Here is a 19,183-nt window from a genome sequence, read left to right as displayed (position 1 = left end):
CGCTAAACTGCCTGCCCCCGAACGCCACGGCCAACACGAGGCTCACGCATGCAGTATCGCGACTTGCGCGACTTTATCAGCGGGCTGGAAAAGCGCGGTGAACTCAAGCGCATCCAGGTTCCGGTGTCCCCAGTACTCGAAATGACCGAGGTCTGCGATCGCACCTTGCGCGCCAAGGGTCCGGCCCTGCTTTTCGAGAAACCCACCGGTTTTGACATCCCCGTTCTCGGCAACCTGTTCGGTACCCCCGAGCGTGTTGCATTGGGCATGGGCGCCGAAGCGGTCAGCGAGCTGCGCGAGATCGGCAAGTTGCTGGCGTTCCTCAAGGAGCCCGAGCCGCCGAAGGGCCTCAAAGACGCCTGGTCCAAGCTGCCGATCTTCCGCAAGATCATCTCGATGGCGCCCAAAGTCGTCAAAGACGCGATCTGTCAGGAAGTAGTCATCGAAGGCGACGACGTCGATTTGGCGAAGTTGCCGGTGCAGACCTGCTGGCCGGGCGACGTCGCGCCGCTGATCACCTGGGGGCTGACCGTCACCAAGGGGCCGAACAAGGACCGCCAGAACCTGGGCATCTACCGGCAGCAGGTGATTGGCCGCAACAAAGTCATCATGCGCTGGCTGAGCCATCGTGGTGGTGCGCTGGATTACCGCGAGTGGTGCGAGAAGCATCCCGGCCAGCCGTTCCCGGTCTCCGTGGCGCTGGGTGCCGATCCCGCGACCATTCTTGGGGCCGTCACCCCGGTGCCGGACAGCCTCTCCGAATACGCCTTCGCCGGTTTGCTGCGTGGTAATCGCACCGAACTGGTGAAATGTCGCGGCAACGACCTGCAAGTACCGGCCACCGCCGAGATCATCCTTGAAGGTGTGATCCACCCGGGCGAGATGGCCGATGAAGGTCCGTACGGCGACCACACCGGTTACTACAATGAAGTCGACAGCTTCCCGGTGTTCACGGTCGAGCGCATTACCCATCGCATCAAGCCGATTTATCACAGCACCTATACGGGGCGACCACCGGATGAGCCGGCCATTCTCGGCGTGGCGCTCAACGAAGTGTTCGTGCCCATCCTGCAGAAGCAGTTTCCGGAAATCACCGACTTCTACCTGCCGCCCGAAGGCTGTTCGTACCGTATGGCCGTCGTGACCATGAAGAAGTCGTATCCGGGGCATGCCAAGCGGGTAATGCTCGGTGTCTGGTCGTTTTTGCGACAGTTCATGTACACCAAGTTCGTTATCGTCACTGATGACGATATCAACGCGCGGGACTGGAACGATGTGATCTGGGCCATCACCACGCGCATGGACCCCAAGCGCGACACGGTAATGATCGAGAACACGCCGATCGACTACCTCGACTTCGCCTCGCCGGTCTCCGGCCTGGGCTCGAAGATGGGCCTCGATGCCACGCATAAGTGGCCCGGCGAAACCACGCGCGAATGGGGTCGGGTGATCGTCAAGGACGACGCCGTGACCCAGCGGATCGATGCCATCTGGAATCAGTTAGGAATAGATTGATGCGTGTAACCTTGCAGCCCTCCGGAGCAGTGCTGGATATCTTGCCCGGCGAGCGGATTCTCGATGGCGCACGGCGTCTGGGCTATGAATGTCCGCAAAGCTGTCGCAACGGCAATTGCCACGTGTGCGCCGCGTTGCTGGTCGAAGGCAGTGTCGAACAGGCCGGGCATGTGCGTGACCATGGCGAGTTCTACACTTGCATAGCAGAGCCGCTGGAAGACTGCATCGTGTTGTGGGATGGCGTGCTCGCGCTGGGAGAATTGCCGGTGCGCAGTCTGTCGTGTCAGGTCACCAGTTGCACCGAGGTCGGTGGTGATACCTGGCGGGTGCGGCTGCGGGCGCCGGCCGGCAAGCCGCCACGCTACCACGCCGGACAGTACCTGATGATCCACCGGGAGAACGGCGAAAAATCGTCCTTTTCCCTGGCCTCGGCGCCTTCGGGCGGGCGTGACCTGGAAATACACGTGCTGGCGCGCGAGGCCAGTGCACAAAATTTGATCAAGCAGCTGCAGCGAGACACCCTGGTGCGAATCGACATGCCGTTCGGTGATGCACACCTGGCCGAGTTGCCGGACGGTCCATTGGTGTTGATCGCCGCGGGCACCGGCATGGGCCAGATTCATGGCCTGATCGAACATTGCCGCGCGACCGGCTTCAAACATCCGGTTCATCTGTATTGGGGCGTGCGTCGCCCTGAAGACTTCTATGAAGTCGAACATTGGGATGAGTGGCTGAAACTGCCCAATTTGTTCCTGCACAAAGTCGTCAGCGATCAATGCGTCTGGAAAGGGCGTTGCGGCATGTTGCATGAAGCGGTATGCGAAGACTTTACCGACCTCAAGGCCTTGCACGTGTATGCCAGCGGTTCGCCGGCGATGGTCTACGGCACGCTGGATGCGCTGGTCGAGGCGGGGATGGATGCGCACCAGATGCGCGCCGATGTGTTTGCGTACGCGCCGCGCTCTTGAGCCGCGCTCATCTGTTATAACTCCCTATATAGCCTATCGGTATTTATAAAATAAGATAAATATCGGTAGGTTATATGTTATTCATGTAATTAATTAAGAGTCTTGCCAAGGCACTTCAATTACTTGAAAACGTATGTGCCTTATTGCTGTAGCGGTGCGTTCTATTTAGTAACTGTTTATTCGCGGGGAGCTGAACGCTATTCGCCATGAGCGCCATTGAATCTTCGATTTTGAACCTGGCTTACCCGCCGCGGCTCGACCTGGGGCCGCAGCTCACCCATGAACAATTGCTCAGCTCGATGCAATCGACCATGGCGCGCCACAAGGGCGGGCCGGTGTGGCTATTCGCTTACGGATCGCTGATCTGGCGCCCGGAGTGCACAGCGGTCGAGCGAGTGCGCGGGCGTGTGCATGGCTACCATCGCGGTTTGTACCTGTGGTCCCACGAACATCGCGGCACCCCGGAAATGCCCGGGCTGGTGTTCGGCCTGGATCGCGGCGGCTCTTGCAGCGGATTCGCCTATCGCTTGCCGGAAGAACAACTGGACGCTTCGTTGTATGCGCTGTGGAAGCGCGAGATGCCTTTTCCATCCTACCGCCCGCACTGGCTCAACTGCCGGCTTGAAGACGGCAATCAGGTTCAGGCCTTGGGATTTGTTCTGGAGCGGCACCTGCCCAGCTACGCAGGCAACTTGCCGGATCACGTGTTGAGCCACGTGTTCGAAAACGCTTGCGGGCGTTACGGCACCACTCGCGATTATGTCGAGCAGACCGCCCACGCCCTGCGAAGCCACGCCATGCCAGACCGAAATCTGGAGGCGCGGCTCAAGCGCTGCAAATCTAAGGTTGATCAGGCGATCGCTTCGCGGCTCTGACTGGCAACTTGCTTGTGCCACAGCGTTGGCGCAAGGAAAGCCATTGCCAGCAGGCAGGCACCGATCAACAGAACGAAACCGCCGTCCCAGCCGAAATGGTCCACGGTGTAGCCCATCGCTGCACTGGCCGCGACCGAACCACCCAGGTAGCCGAACAGACCGGTGAAGCCGGCAGCCGTACCGGCGGCTTTCTTCGGTGCCAGTTCCAGCGCTTGCAGGCCGATCAGCATCACCGGGCCATAGATCAGGAAACCGATGGAAACCAGCGCGATCATGTCGACCGTCGGGTTGCCGGCCGGGTTGAGCCAGTACACCAGTGTCGCCACGGTCACCAGCGCCATGAACACCATACCGGTCAGGCCACGGTTGCCACGGAAGATCTTGTCCGACATCCAGCCGCACAGCAACGTGCCCGGAATACCGGCCCACTCGTAGAAGAAGTACGCCCACGACGTCTTGTCCACGGTGAAGCCCTTGGCTTCCTTGAGGTAGGTCGGTGCCCAGTCCAGTACGCCATAGCGCAAAAGGTAGACAAAGACGTTGGCCAGGGCGATGTACCAGAGCATTTTGTTGCGCAGCACGTATTTGACGAAGATTTCCTTGGCGCTGAATTCTTCTTCGTGGCTGGCGTCGTAGCCTTCCGGGTAGTCATTCTTGTACTTCTCGATCGGCGGCAGGCCGACCGATTGCGGGGTGTCGCGCATGGTGATGAAGGCAAACACCGCGACCGCCATGGCCACCGCCGCCGGCACGTAGAACGCCGCGTGCCAGTCGTTGAACAGGCCCATGCCGATCAGGAACAGCGGGCCGATCAAGCCGCCGCCAACGTTGTGTGCCACGTTCCACAGCGACACTACGCCGCCGCGTTCCTTCTGCGACCACCAGTGCACCATGGTCCGCCCACTCGGCGGCCAGCCCATGCCTTGCGCCCAGCCATTGATAAACAGCAGGACGAACATGATGGTCACGCTGGACGTCGCCCAATGCGTAAAACCGAAAATGAACATGACTGCAGCCGAGACCATCAGGCCGAACGGCAGGAAGAAGCGCGGGTTGGAACGGTCGGAAACAATGCCCATCAGGAACTTGGACAAGCCGTAGGCAATGGCGATCGCCGACAACGCCACGCCCAGCTCACCGCGGGTGTAACCCTCTTCGATCAGGTAAGGCATGGCCAGGGAGAAGTTTTTTCGCAGCAGGTAATAACCGGCGTAACCGATGAAGATACCGGCGAAGATCTGCCAGCGCAGGCGTCGGTAGGTGCTGTCTATTTTTTCTTCAGGCAGTGGAGCCTGATGTGCGGCAGGACGAAAGAAAGCAAACATTCAAAAGCTCCAGTTTTCTTGTTTTGACTGCGGATGCGAATATTACAGTTTCGTTACCGAAAATAGCACTGGGTCTCATCGACGAAATAGCGGAAATGTTGGAAGTCGAGCGTTCCTTTATGAACATGTCGCTCAGACATAAATGAAAGACGGTGTAGGAAGGGTTACCTGGTGCCGCAATGAGACGCCTGACGTTTCCGGCGTAGGGCAAGTTTTTGAGAAATGTCCTGCATGGCTACCGGAAGCCATGACCTTCAGCCCAAAGCCTTCAATCTTTACCCTTTTTCCTGCTGCCAGGTCTGGCAATTCAGGTGCGAAGGGGAGCGTTATGCGGTGGGTGGTTTGTGTGGTGCTGTTGCTGGTGTTGTCTGTTGAAAGCAGAGCGGGCGAGGTGTTCCTGATACCGGAATACAACCCCAAGCCGATCTACCCGCCAGCGCTGCAACGGGCCGGGATCATCGGCAATGTCCGGGCCAGGTTTGTGGTCCATGCCGATGGTTCAGTCAGCAAAGTGAGCATTTTGCAAAGCGACCACCCTGATCTGGCCGAGGCGACCCGGGTTGCGGTAGGTCAGTGGCGGTTCAAGCCCTGGACGATCGAGGGGGACAAGCCAGCCGAGCAGGAAGTGATTGCGCCGATGATCTTCGGGTTCGATTCAGCGTTGCCGATTCACCTCAATGAATGGCTCAAGGCGTTGAAATGTCGCGAACTCAACGAAATCACCGTTAACACCCCGGAACACGCCTGGGCTGATACCCCTGCGTTCTATTACACCCGTGCTTATCTATCGAACGCCTTTTCTTCGACAACGTTGCCTAACGAGCGGCGGCTGGCGCTGATAGCCAGAATGAACAGAAAAGTGCCGGTTATTGTCAGGGAGTGCCTGAATAGTCCGGTTTCCAGGTATGTGAGGTTTTTGCCGGAGGAGATTCGCAAGTTGCTTTAGTTTTGTCCGGTCTGGACAGTATCAGCGGCTGTCCAGACCGATTTTGGGGGCGTCAGCGAACCTGCACCACCACCTTACCCACCGCCTTGCGCTGGCCAAGATCATTGATGGCTTGTGCGGCATCACTCAGCGGATACACCTGCGACACCAACGGCTTCAATTTGCCTTCGGCAAACCAGCCAAACAATTGCTGGAAGTTCGCCGCGTTGTCCTGCGGCTGACGCTGGGCAAACGAGCCCCAGAATACGCCGAGCACGGCTGCGCCTTTAAGCAGGGCGAGGTTGACCGGGAGTTCGGGAATGCGGCCACTGGCGAAGCCGACCACCAGCAGGCGGCCGTTCCAGGCGATGGCGCGGATGGCCTGGTCGAACAGGTCGCCGCCCACCGGATCGTAGATCACGTCGGCGCCCTGGCCATCGGTCAGGCGCTTGATTTCATCCTTGAGGCTGGTTTCGCTGTAGTTGATCAGTTCATCGGCACCTGCAGCCTTGGCCACCGCCAGTTTTTCGGCGCTGCTGGCGGCGGCGATCACCCGGGCACCCATGGCTTTGCCGATTTCCACCGCCGCAAGGCCGACACCACCAGAGGCGCCAAGTACCAGCAGGGTTTCACCGGGTTGCAGGTTGCCGCGCTGCTTGAGCGCGTGCATCGAGGTGCCGTAGGTCATGCTGAAGGCGGCGGCGGTATTGAAGTCCATGGACGGCGGGATCGGCAGCACGTTGTAGCCCGGCACTGCGACCTGTTCGGCAAAGCTGCCCCAGCCCGTCAGGGCCATGACCCGGTCGCCGACTTTCAGGTGGCTGACTTTTTCGCCCACTGCGCTGACCACGCCGGCCGCTTCGCCGCCCGGGGAAAACGGGAAGGGCGGTTTGAACTGGTACTTGCCCTCGATGATCAGCGTGTCCGGGAAATTCACCCCGGCGGCGTGCACGTCCAGCAGGATTTCGTTCTTCTTCGCGACAGGACTGGCGACGTCTTCCAGCACCAGCGATTCGGCAGGGCCGAAGGCTTTGCACAGCACGGCTTTCATCAGGGCTATTCCTTTGGGAGTGATGGCCGATAAGTGTAGGTGTGTGAGTCAACGGGTCAACGAGCATGCCCGACCCTGATAGTCAGCCATAAGCTTGTGCTTGAACGACGGGTCGTTATGCTAGGCCGCAAACCGGATAAGGAGTGAATTGTGAAAGCGTGGATCATGTTGATGCTGGCCCTGTCCCTGCCTGTGGCAGCGGTGGCCGAAGAAGCCAAAGAAGGTGAAGCCCCGAAGGTCAATTACATCACCCTGAGCCCGCCGTTCGTGGGCAACTATGGGTTGGATGGCTCGCCAAAACTCAAGGTCTACAAGGCCGATGTGGCGTTGCGTGTGACGGGCGACGAGGCGACCAAGGCGGTCAAGGCCAACGAGCCGTTGATTCGTAATCAGCTGGTGGCGCTGTTTGCCCAGCAGACCACCGAGACGATGAACAACGTCGAGGCCAAGGAGAAGCTGCGTCAGGAAGCGCTGAAGCAGACCCAGCAAGTCATGAATGATGAGACCGGCAAACCGGTGGTTGAGGATCTGTTGTTCAACAACCTGATCATTCAATAAGCCTTTTGCTGTCCGGGTGGGCCTCATCGCGAGCTAGCCTGCCCTCATAGAGACTGCGACTCAGTCCTCAGGACGCCAGGCTCTTGCGAAACCGCATCAGCGCAATGGTAAAGAACAGCAGGCCGATGGCGCTTAATGCCAGCAAGTCCGGCCAGACGACATCGATGCCAGCGTCGCGAAACAGTATCGCGGCGCTGAGGCTGACGAAGTGTGTCGATGGCGAGCCCTGCATCACCCATTGCAGCCATTGCGGCATGCTGTCGAGGGGCGTACTGCCCCCGGAAAGCAGCAACATCGGGATAATCACCGGAATCGCCAACAAGCCGAACTGCGGTGTCGAGCGAGCGAGGGTCGCGAGGAAGATTCCCAGCGCCGTGCTGGCGAACAGATAAACCGCCGTTACCAGCAGGAAAAAGCCCATGGAGCCGGCCAGCGGCACGCCAAGGGCGCCTTTGACAATCACTTCCAGCGACACCCAGGTGCACAGCACCACCACCAGCATATTGCTCCAGACTTTCGCCAGCATGATTTCCAGTGCCGTCAGCGGCAGTACCAGCAAATGGTCGAGGGTGCCGTGCTCGCGTTCACGCAGCAGTGCTGTACCCGTCAGGATGATGGCCAGGATCGTGATGTTGTTGACGATCTGAATCACCGCCAGGAACCAGCCCCCCTCCAGGTTGGTATTGAACAACGCTCGTGTCGTCAGCAGCACGGGTGTCTGGCTCGCGGCATCGCCCTGGCCGCTGTAGGTCAGCAACTCGCGCTGGAAAATCCTCCCGATATAGCCTGCACCCATGAACGCCTGGCTCATGGCGGTGGCGTCAACGTTGACCTGCACGGCCGGCTGGTGGCCACCTAATAGATCGGCCTGAAAATTGACGGGCACATTGATCACAAAGGTGTACCGCCCGCTGTCCAGCACCTCGTCCAATTGATCGTAAGGCAGCGGCACCGGTGGTTGGAATTCCGGTGGCCGCAAGACCTGGGCCAGTTGGCGTGACAGGGGGCTGTGATCTTCATCGACCATGGCCACGCTGGCGTTGTGCACGCCGATCACCGAGCCTGCGGCCGGCATGTAGATCGCCACTGTAAAGGCGTAAAACAGGAACAGCAGCAACACACTGTCATGTCGCAGGCTTGTAAGTTCCTTGAGGCCGAGTCGCAGGATGTGCGCAAGCTTGTGCATCAGACCTCCTGCTTTTTCAGCATGGCCAGGCTGAGCCCGGTGAACCCGAGAAAGAATCCGAACAGTGCCAGGCACTGTGGCCACAACTGCCGGATATCCAAGGCCTTGGTAAAGGTGCCGACAGCGATATCGAGAAAATAGCCTGCCGGAAACAGCATCCCCATGACCGCGGCCGCACCGTCGAGGGACGACCGCGGCACGATCAAGCCGGAAAACTGAATGGTCGGCAGGCTGGTGATGATCATGGTGCCGAGAATCGCGGCGATCTGGGTTCGGGTGAATGCCGAAATCAACAGGCCCATGCTGGTGGTCGCCAGCACGTAGAGCAATCCGCCGAAGGCCAGGGTCAATGCGCTGCCCTTGAAGGGGACGCCGAACAGCCAGCGATTCATGGCTGTCAGCACGGCAAGGTTGATCAGACTGACGGCCAGATACGGGACTTGTTTGCCTAACAGGAACTCCATGCGGGTCAGCGGTGTGGCGTAGAAGTTGGTGATCGAGCCCAGTTCCTTCTCCCGCACGATGCCCAGCGCCGTCAGCATGGCCGGGATGAATGCCAGGATCAGTGCCATCACTCCGGGGCCAATGGCGTTGACGCTGACCACATCCTGGTTGTAGCGGAAGCGGGTTTCGAGTTTGGCTGGCGCTTGCCGGGGCGGCACGGGACTGGACTGATCCGCCAATTGCTCCAGGTTGGCCTGGTGTACCGCTTCTACATAATTGCGGCTGGTTTCTGCGCGAAACGGCATCCCGCCGTCGAGCCAGGCCGCCACCGTGGGTTGGCGACCGGCGAACAGATCCCGGCCAAATCCGGGAGGGATCTCCAGCGCCAGTTTGATTTCCGAGCGCTGCAATCGTCGATGCAGCTGCGCCGGATCGACTATCGGGGGCTGCTCCTCGAAGTAACGGGAACCGCGAAAGGCCTCCAAATACACCCGGCTTTGCGGGGTCTGGTCCTGGTCGTAGACCGCGAAGGCGAGTTTTTCCACGTCCAGGGAAATGCCGTAGCCGAAAATCACCATCATGAGCATCGCCCCGAGCAGTGCGAAGGCCAGGCGTACTCTATCGCGCAGCAGTTCCTTGCCTTCACGGCTCGCCAGTGCGCGCAGCCGCCCGACACTGAAGCGGCGGTCAACCATCGATGGGGTGGGGGCGAGCGTCGTGTCGGCGGGTGTTGGTGGCGCCGCGGGTTCGACCGGGCTCTGGGCCTGTTCCAGGCAGGTGACGAACGCGGCCTCAAGTGTCTGGCCGCCGAACTGCTGTTGCAGCACCGACGGGGTGTCACAGGCCAGTACTTTGCCTGCGTGCATCAATGAGATGCGATCGCAACGCTGGGCTTCGTTCATGAAGTGGGTGGACAGGAAGATCGTCACGCCCTGTTCACGGGACAGCTCGATCAGCAGTCGCCAGAAATCGTCCCGCGCCGCCGGGTCGACGCCGGAGGTGGGTTCGTCGAGGATCAGCACTTCCGGGCGATGCAGCACGGCCACCGCCAGGGATAACCGTTGGCGCAGACCCAGTGGCAATGCACCGGACGGCTGATGGGCGACGCTGGCGAGGCTGAAGCGCTGGATCAGTTCATCGATGCGCCGCGCACTGTCGGCCTGGGGTAGATCGAACAGTCTCGCATGCAAGTCCAGGTTCTGCCGCACGCTGAGTTCGCCATAGAGCGAGAAACTCTGAGACATGAAGCCGACGCGCTTGCGGGTGGCCAGATCCTTGGCGTTCACCGGGTTACCCAACAGCGTGGCGCTGCCTTCGCTGGCCGGGATCAACCCTGTAAGCACTTTCATGGTAGTGGTCTTGCCGCAACCGTTGGAACCCAGAAACCCGAAGATCTCTCCGCGGCCGATGGCGAAGCTGACCTTGTCCACTGCCGTGAAATCACCGAAGCGCAGGGTCAGGTCATGGGCTTGGATAGCGATGTCGGCAGTAGCGTTGGTTCGGGAAGGGATCACTAGCGGCTGGTGGTCATGGCCGGTGTCGCCCTGAAAGTGGGTGAAGGCTTGATCGAGCTTGCCGCTGGGGGTTACCGCCCGCAGCTCGTGGCTCAACCCGGCGGCGATCAGCTTGCCGCCATCGAGCATCAGGCAGTGTTCGAATTGTTCGGCCTCTTCCATGTACGCAGTGGCGACCAGTAGTGTCAGTTGCGGGCGTTGGCGCCGGACGTCATCTATCAACTCCCAGAAATGCCGTCGGGACAAGGGATCCACACCGGTGGTCGGTTCATCGAGGATCAACAGGTCCGGTTCATGGATCAGTGCGCAACAGAGGCCGAGCTTCTGTTTCATTCCGCCCGACAGCTTGCCGGCCGGGCGCTCGGCAAATCGCAGTAGATCAGTGGCCAGCAGCAGGCTGTGCATGCGCTGATTGCTTTGTGCCCTGGACAGCCCGAACAGTGTGGCGAAGAAGTGAATGTTTTCGCGGATCGACAGGTCAGGGTAGAGGTTGCCACCCAGGCCTTGAGGCATGAACGCGATCCGCGAGTAGAGGCTGTTGCGGTGCCGCCGTTCCTGGATCGAGCCACCGAGCACTTCCAGTTGGCCTTCCTGTAGCGTTTTCACACCAGCGATCAATCCCAGCAAACTGGATTTGCCGGCGCCATCCGGGCCAATCAATCCACACCGGGTACCGGTGGGTAGACTGAGCGTGATGTCGGTCAATGCATGCCGTTCGCCATAGCGGTGCTGAAGGCGAGTGGCATGCAGTGCCAGGCCGGTCATTGAAGATTGGCCGGCCAGTCAATGGGAGCGGTGCGCACGTAGCCATTGCCGGGCATCCCCGGTTTAGCCTGGGGCACGGCGCTGGGGTGGGTCAGGTGTAGCTTGACCCGAAACACCAGCTTCTGACGTTCGTCGCGGGTCTCGACTTCTTTGGGCGTGAACTGCGACTTGGCCGCCACGAAACTGATTTTTGCCGGCAGCGGCTGGTCGGGCAGGGCGTCCAGCAGGATCCGCGCTTCATCACCGACCGCCAGGCGTCCGGCGATGGATGCGGAAAGATAGAGGTTCATGTATTGGTCGTTCGGGTCAATCAGCAGTAACACTCGCCCTCCGGCACCGAGTACTTCTCCGGGTTCGGCCATGCGAAGCTGAATGATCCCGTCGATGGGCGCCCGCAAACTGCTGTCGTCGATTTCGCTGTTTAACTGAGCCACTTGCGCCTGTGCCGCGCCAATGGCGGCGCCGACGGCGGACACCTGGGCGCGGGCCGCAGTAACAGCCGCATTGGCGGTGTCGAAGCGTGACTGCTGTTGGTCGATGATCTGGCCGCTGGCGAAACCTCGATTGAACAACGCCTGGGAGCGTTTGAGCTCTTGCTGGGCAAGCAGTTGCTCGCTCTGGCGCAGTTTCACATTGGCCTGGGCTGCGGAAAGATTTTCCCGGGCGCGTATCACTTCGGCTTCAGCCTGGTTGCGCTGGGCTTCGAGGGTTCGGGTGTCCATGCGGGCCAACAATTGACCCTGGGTTACCTTGTCGCCTTCGTCCACCAACACTTCAGCCAATCGACCAGGTGTTTTGCTGGCGATCTGCACCTCAGTGGCTTCAAGTCGACCATTGCCGACATGCAACCCTTCGGGCAGCCGGTTGACGGTCGACCGCCAATAACCGAACCCTCCGGCGGCCAACAGCACAGCCCCCAGTAAAAAAACGAAGAAAAGCGAAGAACGGCTGTGCGTCGACATGTCGGCATCCTGCGTCTATAGCGTCCCAGTTTGGCAGGAACTCGCTTGAGCACATTGATGATAGTCAACTGAGGGCCAAGCCTGACCGGATAGCAAGGTAAGCCTGAGTGACCGGGTCGTGCATTATTTAGCGCAGACCAAGCACCGCCGCCCATTGCTCGGTGGTTACCGGCATCACTGACAACCGCGAGCCTTTCTGTACCAGTGGCATTTCGGCCAGCGCCGCTTGCTGTTTTAGATAATCCAGCTTCAACACCCTGGAAAACGTCTCCACATGCGCGACATCAATCGCGCTCCAGGCATTTTTCTCTGCGGTGGCCTTCGGATCGTAGTAATGGCTTTCAGGCTCCAGCGCTGTCGGGTCTGGATACGCGGCTTCGACAATCTTGCCGATCCCGGCGATGCCCGGCTCGGGGCAACTGGAGTGATAGAAGAAGAACTCGTCCCCCACTGCCATGGACCGTAGAAAATTCCGCGCCTGATAGTTGCGAACCCCGTCCCAGCGCGCTTTGCCGAGTTTTTCCAGACCTTTGATCGAGAGTTCGTCGGGCTCGGATTTCATCAGCCAATAGGCCATGGTTTGGCTCCTTGCGAGGTGTGTGGACAGGTTGTTCGGCAATTTTATGACAAACCGACAGTCGGTTGACGCCAGCATTTGCGTGCCGGTTCACGTTGTCGCAAAATGCCGGCCTTTAAAGCTTGACGCTGCTGCACGGCCTACAAACGGAAACCGCTGCTGTCATCGTGTTGATATGCCTTTGGGGGGCAATCGATGAAACGCAAACCGGATTTACTATGGATTTTGGTTATTTTGTTCGGCCTTGGCGTCGTGACCACTGGCTATGCCCAAAGCCTGTGGAGCAACAAGACCGATGCGCCAATCGAGGTCTCGGCGTTGCAGCAACAGTCGACAGCCTTCAAGCGCTGATCCTGTTTTTTCGACGCCACTGAGGGTAGTGGCGTCTAGCGTGCGCCGTACCAGGCCTTGTCCGTTACCGTTCCGTGCAACGGCACATCCCAGCTCGCCTGAGCCAGTCGCCCCACCTTCTGACATTCATGGGCCAGCCCCAGCAGCGTCGGCTTGCGCCAGTCATTTCGGCGCGCCAGGTAGGCCAGGCTTCGATCATAGAAACCGCCGCCCATGCCCAGGCGCCCGCCGACATCATCAAAACCCACCAACGGTAACAACACCAGATCCAACGCCCAGACTTTACGTTGCCGGGCAAGGTTGTGCCTGGGTTCGAGAATGCGAAAACGGTTGGGTGTGAGTTTTTCGCCGGGCCGGATGCGCTGGAACACCATCTTGGTTCGCGGCCAGGCGCTGAGTACCGGCAGATAGGTGGCCTTGCCCCGACGCTGGGCGGCACGCAGCAGCAGGCGTGGATCGATTTCACCGTCGGTGGGCAGATAAAGGGAGATGTGTTTGGCGCGGCGAAACAGCGGTTGCTGGGCCAATTGCTTGTACAGCCCGCGAGCCGCCTGGCGCTGCTGACTGGGTGTCAGGGCGCGGCGGGCCTTGCGCAGCATGCGTCGAAGTTGCGGGCGGGGAAGCAGCGCAGGTTCGTTCATGAATTCCGGCTTCAGTAGTACAGATACATGAAGCGTACCCGTAAAAAAGCCGATGCCGGTATAAAAACCGGCATCGGCTGGAATCAGGCTCCCCGAATGTGCCGCTGTCGACTTAGCCCTTGAACCCGAGAGTTCAAGGTGGAAGACGCAGTAGGCTTTAAGGCTTTCCGTCTAGCGGACATGCACACCAGCCCAACGTGCGACCTCCAGGGTATAGCAAATCGGCTCAGGGACGTCGTCAACTGGCAAGCACCCCAGGGAGTGAAAAGAGTATACCGCAAGCGGTAGCGCGAATCAGCCTTTGGTGACGTCCGGATCGGTGGCGAGCACCAGATCGACGCGATCGAGCAGGTCGCGTACCTGCTCGCGGGTCGAGCCGCTGGCCTGGATATCCGGGCGTTCTTCCTTGTGCAGCAAGTCGTGGGTGATGTTCAACGCGGCCATGACGGCGATGCGGTCGGCGCCGATGACTTTGCCGCTGCTGCGGATTTCGCGCATTTTGCCGTCCAGGTAACGGGCGGCGCTCACCAGGTTGCTGCGTTCTTCCTGGGGGCAGATGATCGAATATTCTTTGTCGAGGATCTGCACGGTGACGCTATTGCTTGAACTCATGAGTCTTGCTCCAGGGCCTTGAGGCGCGAAATCATCGATTCGACCTTACGCCGGGCGATTTCGTTTTTTTCAATGAGGTGAGCGCGTTCCTCGCGCCAGGTCTTTTCCTGAGCTAGTAAGAGTGCGTTTTGACTCTTAAGTTGCTCGACTCGCGTAATCAGCAGTTCGAGTCTGGCCATCAGCGCTTGCAGGTCGGTGTCTTCCATTTTGTCCACTGAGTTTGTCTGACGGGGTAGCTGGCGGACAGCCTTTAATAGTCTTGGCGAGTCTGTCGATGTAGGATACAAGGCCTTCATTCTAGACATAGCGCCGTCTGGCGCCTAGCTGCCCATGCCCATTCAGAATTCTCCGTACCAAGCCTTCGCCACCCTGCTGACTTCCAGCGGTCATCCTGTCTCGCCTGCCGAACTGCACGGCCTGTTGCTCGGCCGCAGCTGCGCCGGCGCCGGTTTCGATGCCGAGGGCTGGTTGATCGACGCCGCCGAGTTGCTCGAAAGCGAGCCACAGGACAGCGTTCGCGCTGCCCTGATCGGCCTGCAAGAGATGGTCAAGGGCGAACTCACCGGCGAAGACGTGACCGTCGTCCTGTTGCTGCCGACCGACGACGCCCCGCTGGCCGAACGCGCCGTGGCGCTGGGTCAATGGTGCCAGGGCTTCCTCAGCGGTTTCGGTCTGAACTGCCGTGACAGCAGCATGCTGAGCACCGAGGCCACCGAAGTGTTGCAGGATCTGGCCGCCATTTCCCAGGTCCAGGACGCTCTGGAAGAGTCCGAAGACGGCGAAACCGACTATATGGAAGTCATGGAATACCTGCGCGTCGCGCCGCTGCTGCTGTTCTCCGAAACCAGGAAAGCGAACGAACCGGCGGCTGCCAAGCCGTCGTTGCACTAATCGAAGACAGGGAACGCCATCTGCCCATGATCCATATCCCGAAAGCGGAATACAGCCGTCGCCGCAAGGCCCTGATGGCGCAGATGGAACCCAACAGCATCGCTATCCTTCCCGCCGCCGCGGTGGCCATTCGCAACCGTGACGTCGAACACGTCTACCGTCAGGACAGTGACTTCCAGTACCTCAGCGGTTTCCCCGAGCCCCAGGCCGTGCTGGTCTTGATGCCGGGGCGTCTGCACGGCGAATACATTTTGTTCTGCCGCGAGCGCAACGCCGAGCGGGAGCTGTGGGACGGCCTGCGTGCCGGCCAGGAAGGCGCGATTCGCGATTTCGGCGCCGATGACGCTTTCCCGATCACGGACATCGACGACATCCTGCCCGGCTTGATCGAAGGCCGTGACCGGGTGTATTCGGCCATGGGCAGCAACCCGGAATTCGACCGCCACCTGATGGACTGGATCAACGTGATCCGCTCCAAGGCGAACCTCGGTGCCCAGCCACCGAACGAATTCGTTGCCCTGGATCATCTGCTTCACGACATGCGCCTGTATAAATCGGCGGCAGAAGTGAAAGTGATGCGCGAGGCCGCACGGATTTCCGCCCAGGCCCACGTGCGCGCAATGCAGGCCAGCCGTGCCGGTTTGCACGAGTACAGCCTGGAAGCCGAGCTCGATTACGAGTTCCGCAAGGGCGGGGCGAAGATGCCGGCCTATGGCTCGATCGTCGCGGCAGGGCGTAATAGTTGCATCCTGCATTACCAGCAGAATGACGCCGTGCTCAAGGACGGGGACCTGGTGTTGATCGACGCCGGCTGCGAGATTGACTGTTACGCCAGTGACATCACCCGTACCTGGCCGGTCAATGGCAAGTATTCCGCGGAGCAGAAAGCGATCTACGAACTGGTGCTGGCTGCCCAGGAAGCCGCATTTGCCGAAATCGCTCCGAACAAACACTGGAATCAGGCCCACGAGGCGACGGTTCGGGTGATAACCGGCGGTCTGGTTGAGTTGGGACTGTTGCAAGGCGACGTCGACGAGTTGATCGCCGGCGAAGCCTACAAAGCGTTTTACATGCACCGCGCCGGGCACTGGTTGGGCATGGATGTACATGACGTGGGCGAGTACAAGGTCGGCGGCGAATGGCGCGTGCTGGAAGTCGGCATGGCCCTGACCGTGGAGCCGGGGATCTACATTGCACCGGACAACAAGCACGTTGCGAAGAAATGGCGCGGCATTGGTGTGCGCATTGAGGACGATGTCGTGGTCACCAAAAGCGGTTGTGAAATCCTCACCAAAGGCGTACCGAAAACAGTCGCGGAGATCGAGGCCTTGATGGCGCAAGCACGGACACAAGCGGCATGAATCGGGTCAATCTGGCGATTATCGGCGGCGGCCTGGTGGGCGCCAGCCTGGCGATGGCGTTGCAGGCCGGGGCCAAGGCCCGCGGCTGGAAGATCGTGCTGATCGAGCCGTTCGCACCCGGCGACACGTACCAGCCGAGCTACGACGCGCGTTCCACGGCATTGTCCTTTGGCGCGCGACAGATTTATCAGCGGTTGGGCGTCTGGCAGGAGATCTCCCGCCGTGCCGAACCGATCAAGCAGATTCACGTTTCCGACCGGGGACGTTTTTCCACGGCGCGGCTGTCGGCGATGGAAGAAGGCGTCCCGGCGCTGGGTTATGTGGTGGAAAACGCGTGGCTTGGCCAATGTCTGTGGCAAGGCTTGGACAAGGACGTGATCAGTTGGCGCTGCCCGGCGGAAGTCACGCGCATGGAGCCGCTCACCGACGGCTATCGCCTGACGCTCAATGACGAAACCACACTGGATTGCGATCTGGCGGTACTCGCCGACGGCGGCCGTTCCAACCTTCGCGAGCAGCTGGGCATCGGCATCAAGACGCGTCCCTACAACCAGAGCGCGCTGATCGCCAACATCACCCCGAGCGAAGCCCATAACGGCATGGCCTTCGAGCGGTTCACCGACGATGGCCCGATGGCCTTGCTGCCGCTGCCGGACAATCGCTGTGCCTTGGTCTGGACTCGCCTGGGAATGGACGCACAACGCCTGGCCGCCCTCGATGAACGCGATTTCCTCAGTGAGTTGCAGGGTGTGTTCGGCTATCGCCTCGGCACATTGAAGCAGGTCGGCGCCCGGCACCTTTATCCGCTGTCGCTGGTGGAGGCCGAAGAGCAGGTGCGACCGCATCTGGCGATTCTCGGCAACGCCGCTCACAGCCTGCACCCGATTGCCGGTCAGGGTTTCAACCTGTCCCTGCGCGATGCCCAGGCGCTGGCCGATGCGCTGCTCGCCAGCGAACAGGCACTGGGGGACTTCGCGACCTTGCAGGCCTATCGCGAACACCAGCGCCTGGATCAGAACCTGACCGTCGGCTTTTCCGATCAGGTCACGCGTTTGTTCGGCAGCACGCAGCCATTGGTTTCGCTGGGGCGCAATCTCGGTCTGCTTGGCCTCGATCTATTGCCGCCAGCCAAGCGCTGGTTCGCCCGACAGGCCATGGGGCTGGGTACGCGTCCTGATGTTTAGCCCGACGATCCTTCGGCAGACGGCCGATGGCCAAAAATACCTGCCGCAATTGCAGGTCGATATTCACGACGGCGCCGGCAACCGGGTGGCGCGTGGCGGAAAAACCCTTTACGTGCGGCTCAAGCCGCAAGCGAGACAGGCTTAAAGCATGGAAATGCGCGCAGATCTGCTGATTGTCGGGGCCGGAATGGTCGGCAGCGCCCTGGCGCTGGCGTTGCAGGACAGTGGGCTGGAAGTCCTGCTGCTGGACGGCAGCCCCTTGAGCGTCAAGCCGTTTGATGCCCAGGCGCCGTTTGAACCCCGGGTGAGTGCCTTGTCCATCGCCAGTCAGCGGATTCTCGAACGCCTTGGGGTCTGGGACGGTATTGCCGGTCGACGCAGCAGCCCATACAGCGACATGCAGGTCTGGGATGGCAGCGGCACCGGGCATATCCACTTTTCGGCGGGCAGTGTCCACGCTGATGTACTGGGCCACATTGTCGAGAATCGGGTGGTACAGGATGCCTTGCTCGACCGCTTGCACGACTGCGATCTTGGCCTGCTCGCCAACGCACGCCTGGAACAAATGCGCCGCTCCGGCGATGACTGGCTGCTGACCCTGGCCGATGGCCGCACCTTGCGCGCGCCCCTGGTGATCGCGGCGGATGGTGCCAACTCAGCGGTTCGGCGCCTGACCGGCGTCGCGACACGGGAGTGGGATTATCTGCACCACGCCATCGTCACCAGCGTGCGCTGCTCGAAACCCCATCAAATGACCGCCTGGCAACGCTTTACCGATAACGGCCCGTTGGCGTTCCTGCCGCTGGCGCGTGATGGCCGGCAGGATTGGTGTTCGATCGTCTGGTCGACCACGCCAGGCGAAGCCGAACGCCTGATGGCACTGGATGACGAAGGTTTTTGTCGCGAGCTGGAGCGAGCCTTCGAAGGACAGCTGGGCAGCGTACTCAACGCTGACCCGCGCCTGTGTGTGCCGCTACGTCAGCGTCATGCCAAGCGTTACGTGGCTGAAGGCCTGGCGCTGATCGGCGATGCGGCGCACACCATTCACCCGTTGGCCGGGCAGGGCGTGAATCTCGGGTTCCTCGATGCTGCCGTATTGGCCGAGGTGCTGCAGCAGGCGGCCGCCCGCGGTGAGCGTCTGGCGGATGTGAAGGTGCTCAGCCGTTACGAGCGTCGACGCATGCCTCACAACCTGGCCCTGATGGCGGCGATGGAAGGTTTCGAGCGCTTGTTCCAGGCTGATCCGTTGCCGGTGCGCTGGTTGCGTAATACCGGATTGAAAATAGTCGACCGGATGCCCGAGGCCAAGTCGTTGTTCGTGCGTGAGGCGCTGGGGTTGACCGGGGATTTGCCGGCACTTGCCAAGGCCTGAGATTCTCTTTGACGCTGATGGCCTCTTCGCGAGCAGGCTCGCTCCCACCATGGAGTGCATTTCAACTGTGGGCGAGCTTGCTCGCGAAGGCGGGGCACATTCACCC

At 60.4% G+C, this 19,183-nt stretch carries 19 protein-coding genes, 1 other RNA gene and 1 pseudogene; 11 read left to right on the top strand and 10 right to left on the bottom strand.

Features of this window, described 5'->3' with window-relative positions; genetic code table 11:
* Nucleotides 1–48 precede the first annotated feature (48 nt).
* The 3 genes from ubiD to AC07ZE_RS28675 all read left to right on the top strand — a co-directional run bounded on the left by ubiD (nucleotide 49) and on the right by AC07ZE_RS28675 (nucleotide 3,358).
* On the top strand, nucleotides 49–1,515 hold the full coding sequence (ubiD, locus tag AC07ZE_RS28685) for a 4-hydroxy-3-polyprenylbenzoate decarboxylase (RefSeq protein WP_095196262.1): 1,467 nt from the start codon (nucleotides 49–51) through the stop codon (nucleotides 1,513–1,515).
* Nucleotides 1,515–2,483 carry a CDP-6-deoxy-delta-3,4-glucoseen reductase gene (locus AC07ZE_RS28680; RefSeq protein ID WP_207267689.1) on the top strand — a complete coding sequence of 323 codons (969 nt, stop codon included), beginning with the start codon at nucleotides 1,515–1,517 and terminating at the stop codon, nucleotides 2,481–2,483. Before ubiD ends, AC07ZE_RS28680 begins: the two co-directional genes overlap by 1 nt.
* A 206-nt stretch (nucleotides 2,484–2,689) precedes the next feature.
* Complete coding sequence (locus tag AC07ZE_RS28675; protein WP_095196264.1) at nucleotides 2,690–3,358, top strand: gamma-glutamylcyclotransferase; 669 nt, start codon at nucleotides 2,690–2,692, stop codon at nucleotides 3,356–3,358.
* Here the strand turns inward: AC07ZE_RS28675 and glpT are convergent.
* Nucleotides 3,334–4,683, bottom strand: a complete 1,350-nt coding sequence (gene glpT, locus AC07ZE_RS28670; RefSeq protein ID WP_095196265.1) for a glycerol-3-phosphate transporter — start codon at nucleotides 4,681–4,683, stop codon at nucleotides 3,334–3,336. The genes AC07ZE_RS28675 and glpT overlap by 25 nt on opposite strands.
* A 328-nt stretch (nucleotides 4,684–5,011) precedes the next feature.
* Between glpT and AC07ZE_RS28665 the strand changes: the two genes are divergently transcribed.
* On the top strand, nucleotides 5,012–5,629 hold the full coding sequence (locus AC07ZE_RS28665) for an energy transducer TonB (protein WP_207267905.1): 618 nt from the start codon (nucleotides 5,012–5,014) through the stop codon (nucleotides 5,627–5,629).
* A gap of 52 nt (nucleotides 5,630–5,681) precedes the next feature.
* Here AC07ZE_RS28665 and AC07ZE_RS28660 read toward each other — a convergent pair whose 3' ends face one another.
* Nucleotides 5,682–6,659 (bottom strand): NADPH:quinone oxidoreductase family protein, encoded by a 978-nt coding sequence (locus tag AC07ZE_RS28660; RefSeq protein WP_095196267.1) that lies wholly within the window; start codon nucleotides 6,657–6,659, stop codon nucleotides 5,682–5,684.
* Between the two features lie 150 nt (nucleotides 6,660–6,809).
* On the opposite strand from AC07ZE_RS28660, the gene AC07ZE_RS28655 reads away from it, so the two are divergent.
* Nucleotides 6,810–7,217 (top strand): flagellar basal body-associated protein FliL, encoded by a 408-nt coding sequence (locus AC07ZE_RS28655; protein ID WP_207267688.1) that lies wholly within the window; start codon nucleotides 6,810–6,812, stop codon nucleotides 7,215–7,217.
* Nucleotides 7,218–7,284: 67 nt separating this feature from the next.
* On the opposite strand, the gene AC07ZE_RS28650 is transcribed toward AC07ZE_RS28655, so the two are convergent.
* From AC07ZE_RS28650 to AC07ZE_RS28635, 4 genes are all read right to left on the bottom strand, one after another.
* Entirely contained in the window at nucleotides 7,285–8,403 is a 1,119-nt protein-coding gene (locus tag AC07ZE_RS28650) for an ABC transporter permease (protein ID WP_207267687.1), read from the bottom strand.
* Complete coding sequence (gene rbbA / locus AC07ZE_RS28645; protein ID WP_207267686.1) at nucleotides 8,403–11,126, bottom strand: ribosome-associated ATPase/putative transporter RbbA; 2,724 nt, start codon at nucleotides 11,124–11,126, stop codon at nucleotides 8,403–8,405. Before rbbA ends, AC07ZE_RS28650 begins: the two co-directional genes overlap by 1 nt.
* Nucleotides 11,123–12,088, bottom strand: coding sequence for an HlyD family secretion protein (locus AC07ZE_RS28640; RefSeq protein ID WP_207267685.1), 966 nt, complete (start codon nucleotides 12,086–12,088; stop codon nucleotides 11,123–11,125). The genes rbbA and AC07ZE_RS28640 overlap by 4 nt, the downstream gene beginning before the upstream one ends.
* 127 nt (nucleotides 12,089–12,215) lie before the next feature.
* On the bottom strand, nucleotides 12,216–12,665 hold the full coding sequence (locus tag AC07ZE_RS28635) for an EVE domain-containing protein (RefSeq protein WP_207267684.1): 450 nt from the start codon (nucleotides 12,663–12,665) through the stop codon (nucleotides 12,216–12,218).
* A gap of 195 nt (nucleotides 12,666–12,860) precedes the next feature.
* Here AC07ZE_RS28635 and AC07ZE_RS28630 point away from each other — a divergent pair, with 195 nt between their 5' ends.
* A complete protein-coding gene (locus tag AC07ZE_RS28630) occupies nucleotides 12,861–13,016 on the top strand; it encodes a hypothetical protein (protein ID WP_095196270.1) in 156 nt (51 codons plus the stop codon).
* Nucleotides 13,017–13,051: 35 nt separating this feature from the next.
* On the opposite strand, the gene AC07ZE_RS28625 is transcribed toward AC07ZE_RS28630, so the two are convergent.
* From AC07ZE_RS28625 to AC07ZE_RS28610, 4 genes are all read right to left on the bottom strand, one after another.
* Nucleotides 13,052–13,657 carry a 5-formyltetrahydrofolate cyclo-ligase gene (locus AC07ZE_RS28625; RefSeq protein WP_207267683.1) on the bottom strand — a complete coding sequence of 202 codons (606 nt, stop codon included), beginning with the start codon at nucleotides 13,655–13,657 and terminating at the stop codon, nucleotides 13,052–13,054.
* A gap of 85 nt (nucleotides 13,658–13,742) precedes the next feature.
* Nucleotides 13,743–13,921: non-coding RNA, 6S RNA (gene ssrS, locus AC07ZE_RS28620), on the bottom strand.
* 30 nt (nucleotides 13,922–13,951) lie between these two features.
* Nucleotides 13,952–14,269: a cell division protein ZapA gene (locus AC07ZE_RS28615; protein WP_008055229.1), complete on the bottom strand. Its 318-nt coding sequence runs from the start codon at nucleotides 14,267–14,269 to the stop codon at nucleotides 13,952–13,954.
* Nucleotides 14,266–14,475 (bottom strand): TIGR02449 family protein, encoded by a 210-nt coding sequence (locus AC07ZE_RS28610; protein WP_007940359.1) that lies wholly within the window; start codon nucleotides 14,473–14,475, stop codon nucleotides 14,266–14,268. The genes AC07ZE_RS28615 and AC07ZE_RS28610 overlap by 4 nt, the downstream gene beginning before the upstream one ends.
* Before the next feature lie 124 nt (nucleotides 14,476–14,599).
* Between AC07ZE_RS28610 and AC07ZE_RS28605 the strand changes: the two genes are divergently transcribed.
* From AC07ZE_RS28605 to AC07ZE_RS28585, 5 genes and pseudogenes are all read left to right on the top strand, one after another.
* Entirely contained in the window at nucleotides 14,600–15,160 is a 561-nt protein-coding gene (locus tag AC07ZE_RS28605) for a YecA/YgfB family protein (RefSeq protein WP_207267682.1), read from the top strand.
* A gap of 26 nt (nucleotides 15,161–15,186) precedes the next feature.
* Complete coding sequence (gene pepP / locus AC07ZE_RS28600; RefSeq protein ID WP_207267681.1) at nucleotides 15,187–16,521, top strand: Xaa-Pro aminopeptidase; 1,335 nt, start codon at nucleotides 15,187–15,189, stop codon at nucleotides 16,519–16,521.
* Nucleotides 16,518–17,705: a 2-octaprenyl-6-methoxyphenyl hydroxylase gene (gene ubiH, locus AC07ZE_RS28595; protein ID WP_207267680.1), complete on the top strand. Its 1,188-nt coding sequence runs from the start codon at nucleotides 16,518–16,520 to the stop codon at nucleotides 17,703–17,705. Before pepP ends, ubiH begins: the two co-directional genes overlap by 4 nt.
* A 7-nt stretch (nucleotides 17,706–17,712) precedes the next feature.
* Nucleotides 17,713–17,850, top strand: a pseudogene (locus tag AC07ZE_RS28590) (tetrameric acyl-CoA thioesterase); the annotation flags it as partial.
* A gap of 9 nt (nucleotides 17,851–17,859) precedes the next feature.
* Nucleotides 17,860–19,077, top strand: coding sequence for a 2-octaprenyl-3-methyl-6-methoxy-1,4-benzoquinol hydroxylase (locus AC07ZE_RS28585; protein WP_207267904.1), 1,218 nt, complete (start codon nucleotides 17,860–17,862; stop codon nucleotides 19,075–19,077).
* Nucleotides 19,078–19,183 lie beyond the last annotated feature (106 nt).

The sequence above is a fragment of the Pseudomonas sp. GW101-3H06 genome, assembly GCF_059424605.1.
Note: the sequence above shows the minus strand (reverse complement) of the source record. Positions and strands in the feature narration are given on the sequence as shown.

Bases quoted from the DNA above. Each gene is read 5' to 3' on its own strand.
- AC07ZE_RS28640 (WP_207267685.1), bottom strand. From the start codon at position 12,088: ATGTCGACGCACAGCCGTTCTTCGCTTTTCTTCGTTTTTTTACTGGGG.
- AC07ZE_RS28650 (WP_207267687.1), bottom strand. From the start codon at position 8,403: ATGCACAAGCTTGCGCACATCCTGCGACTCGGCCTCAAGGAACTTACA.
- AC07ZE_RS28680 (WP_207267689.1), top strand. From the start codon at position 1,515: ATGCGTGTAACCTTGCAGCCCTCCGGAGCAGTGCTGGATATCTTGCCC.
- AC07ZE_RS28635 (WP_207267684.1), bottom strand. From the start codon at position 12,665: ATGGCCTATTGGCTGATGAAATCCGAGCCCGACGAACTCTCGATCAAA.
- AC07ZE_RS28665 (WP_207267905.1), top strand. From the start codon at position 5,012: ATGCGGTGGGTGGTTTGTGTGGTGCTGTTGCTGGTGTTGTCTGTTGAA.
- AC07ZE_RS28585 (WP_207267904.1), top strand. From the start codon at position 17,860: ATGCGCGCAGATCTGCTGATTGTCGGGGCCGGAATGGTCGGCAGCGCC.
- AC07ZE_RS28625 (WP_207267683.1), bottom strand. From the start codon at position 13,657: ATGAACGAACCTGCGCTGCTTCCCCGCCCGCAACTTCGACGCATGCTG.
- ubiD (WP_095196262.1), top strand. From the start codon at position 49: ATGCAGTATCGCGACTTGCGCGACTTTATCAGCGGGCTGGAAAAGCGC.
- pepP (WP_207267681.1), top strand. From the start codon at position 15,187: ATGATCCATATCCCGAAAGCGGAATACAGCCGTCGCCGCAAGGCCCTG.
- AC07ZE_RS28615 (WP_008055229.1), bottom strand. From the start codon at position 14,269: ATGAGTTCAAGCAATAGCGTCACCGTGCAGATCCTCGACAAAGAATAT.
- AC07ZE_RS28610 (WP_007940359.1), bottom strand. From the start codon at position 14,475: ATGGAAGACACCGACCTGCAAGCGCTGATGGCCAGACTCGAACTGCTG.
- AC07ZE_RS28605 (WP_207267682.1), top strand. From the start codon at position 14,600: ATGCCCATTCAGAATTCTCCGTACCAAGCCTTCGCCACCCTGCTGACT.
- rbbA (WP_207267686.1), bottom strand. From the start codon at position 11,126: ATGACCGGCCTGGCACTGCATGCCACTCGCCTTCAGCACCGCTATGGC.
- AC07ZE_RS28675 (WP_095196264.1), top strand. From the start codon at position 2,690: ATGAGCGCCATTGAATCTTCGATTTTGAACCTGGCTTACCCGCCGCGG.
- AC07ZE_RS28630 (WP_095196270.1), top strand. From the start codon at position 12,861: ATGAAACGCAAACCGGATTTACTATGGATTTTGGTTATTTTGTTCGGC.
- glpT (WP_095196265.1), bottom strand. From the start codon at position 4,683: ATGTTTGCTTTCTTTCGTCCTGCCGCACATCAGGCTCCACTGCCTGAA.
- ubiH (WP_207267680.1), top strand. From the start codon at position 16,518: ATGAATCGGGTCAATCTGGCGATTATCGGCGGCGGCCTGGTGGGCGCC.
- AC07ZE_RS28660 (WP_095196267.1), bottom strand. From the start codon at position 6,659: ATGAAAGCCGTGCTGTGCAAAGCCTTCGGCCCTGCCGAATCGCTGGTG.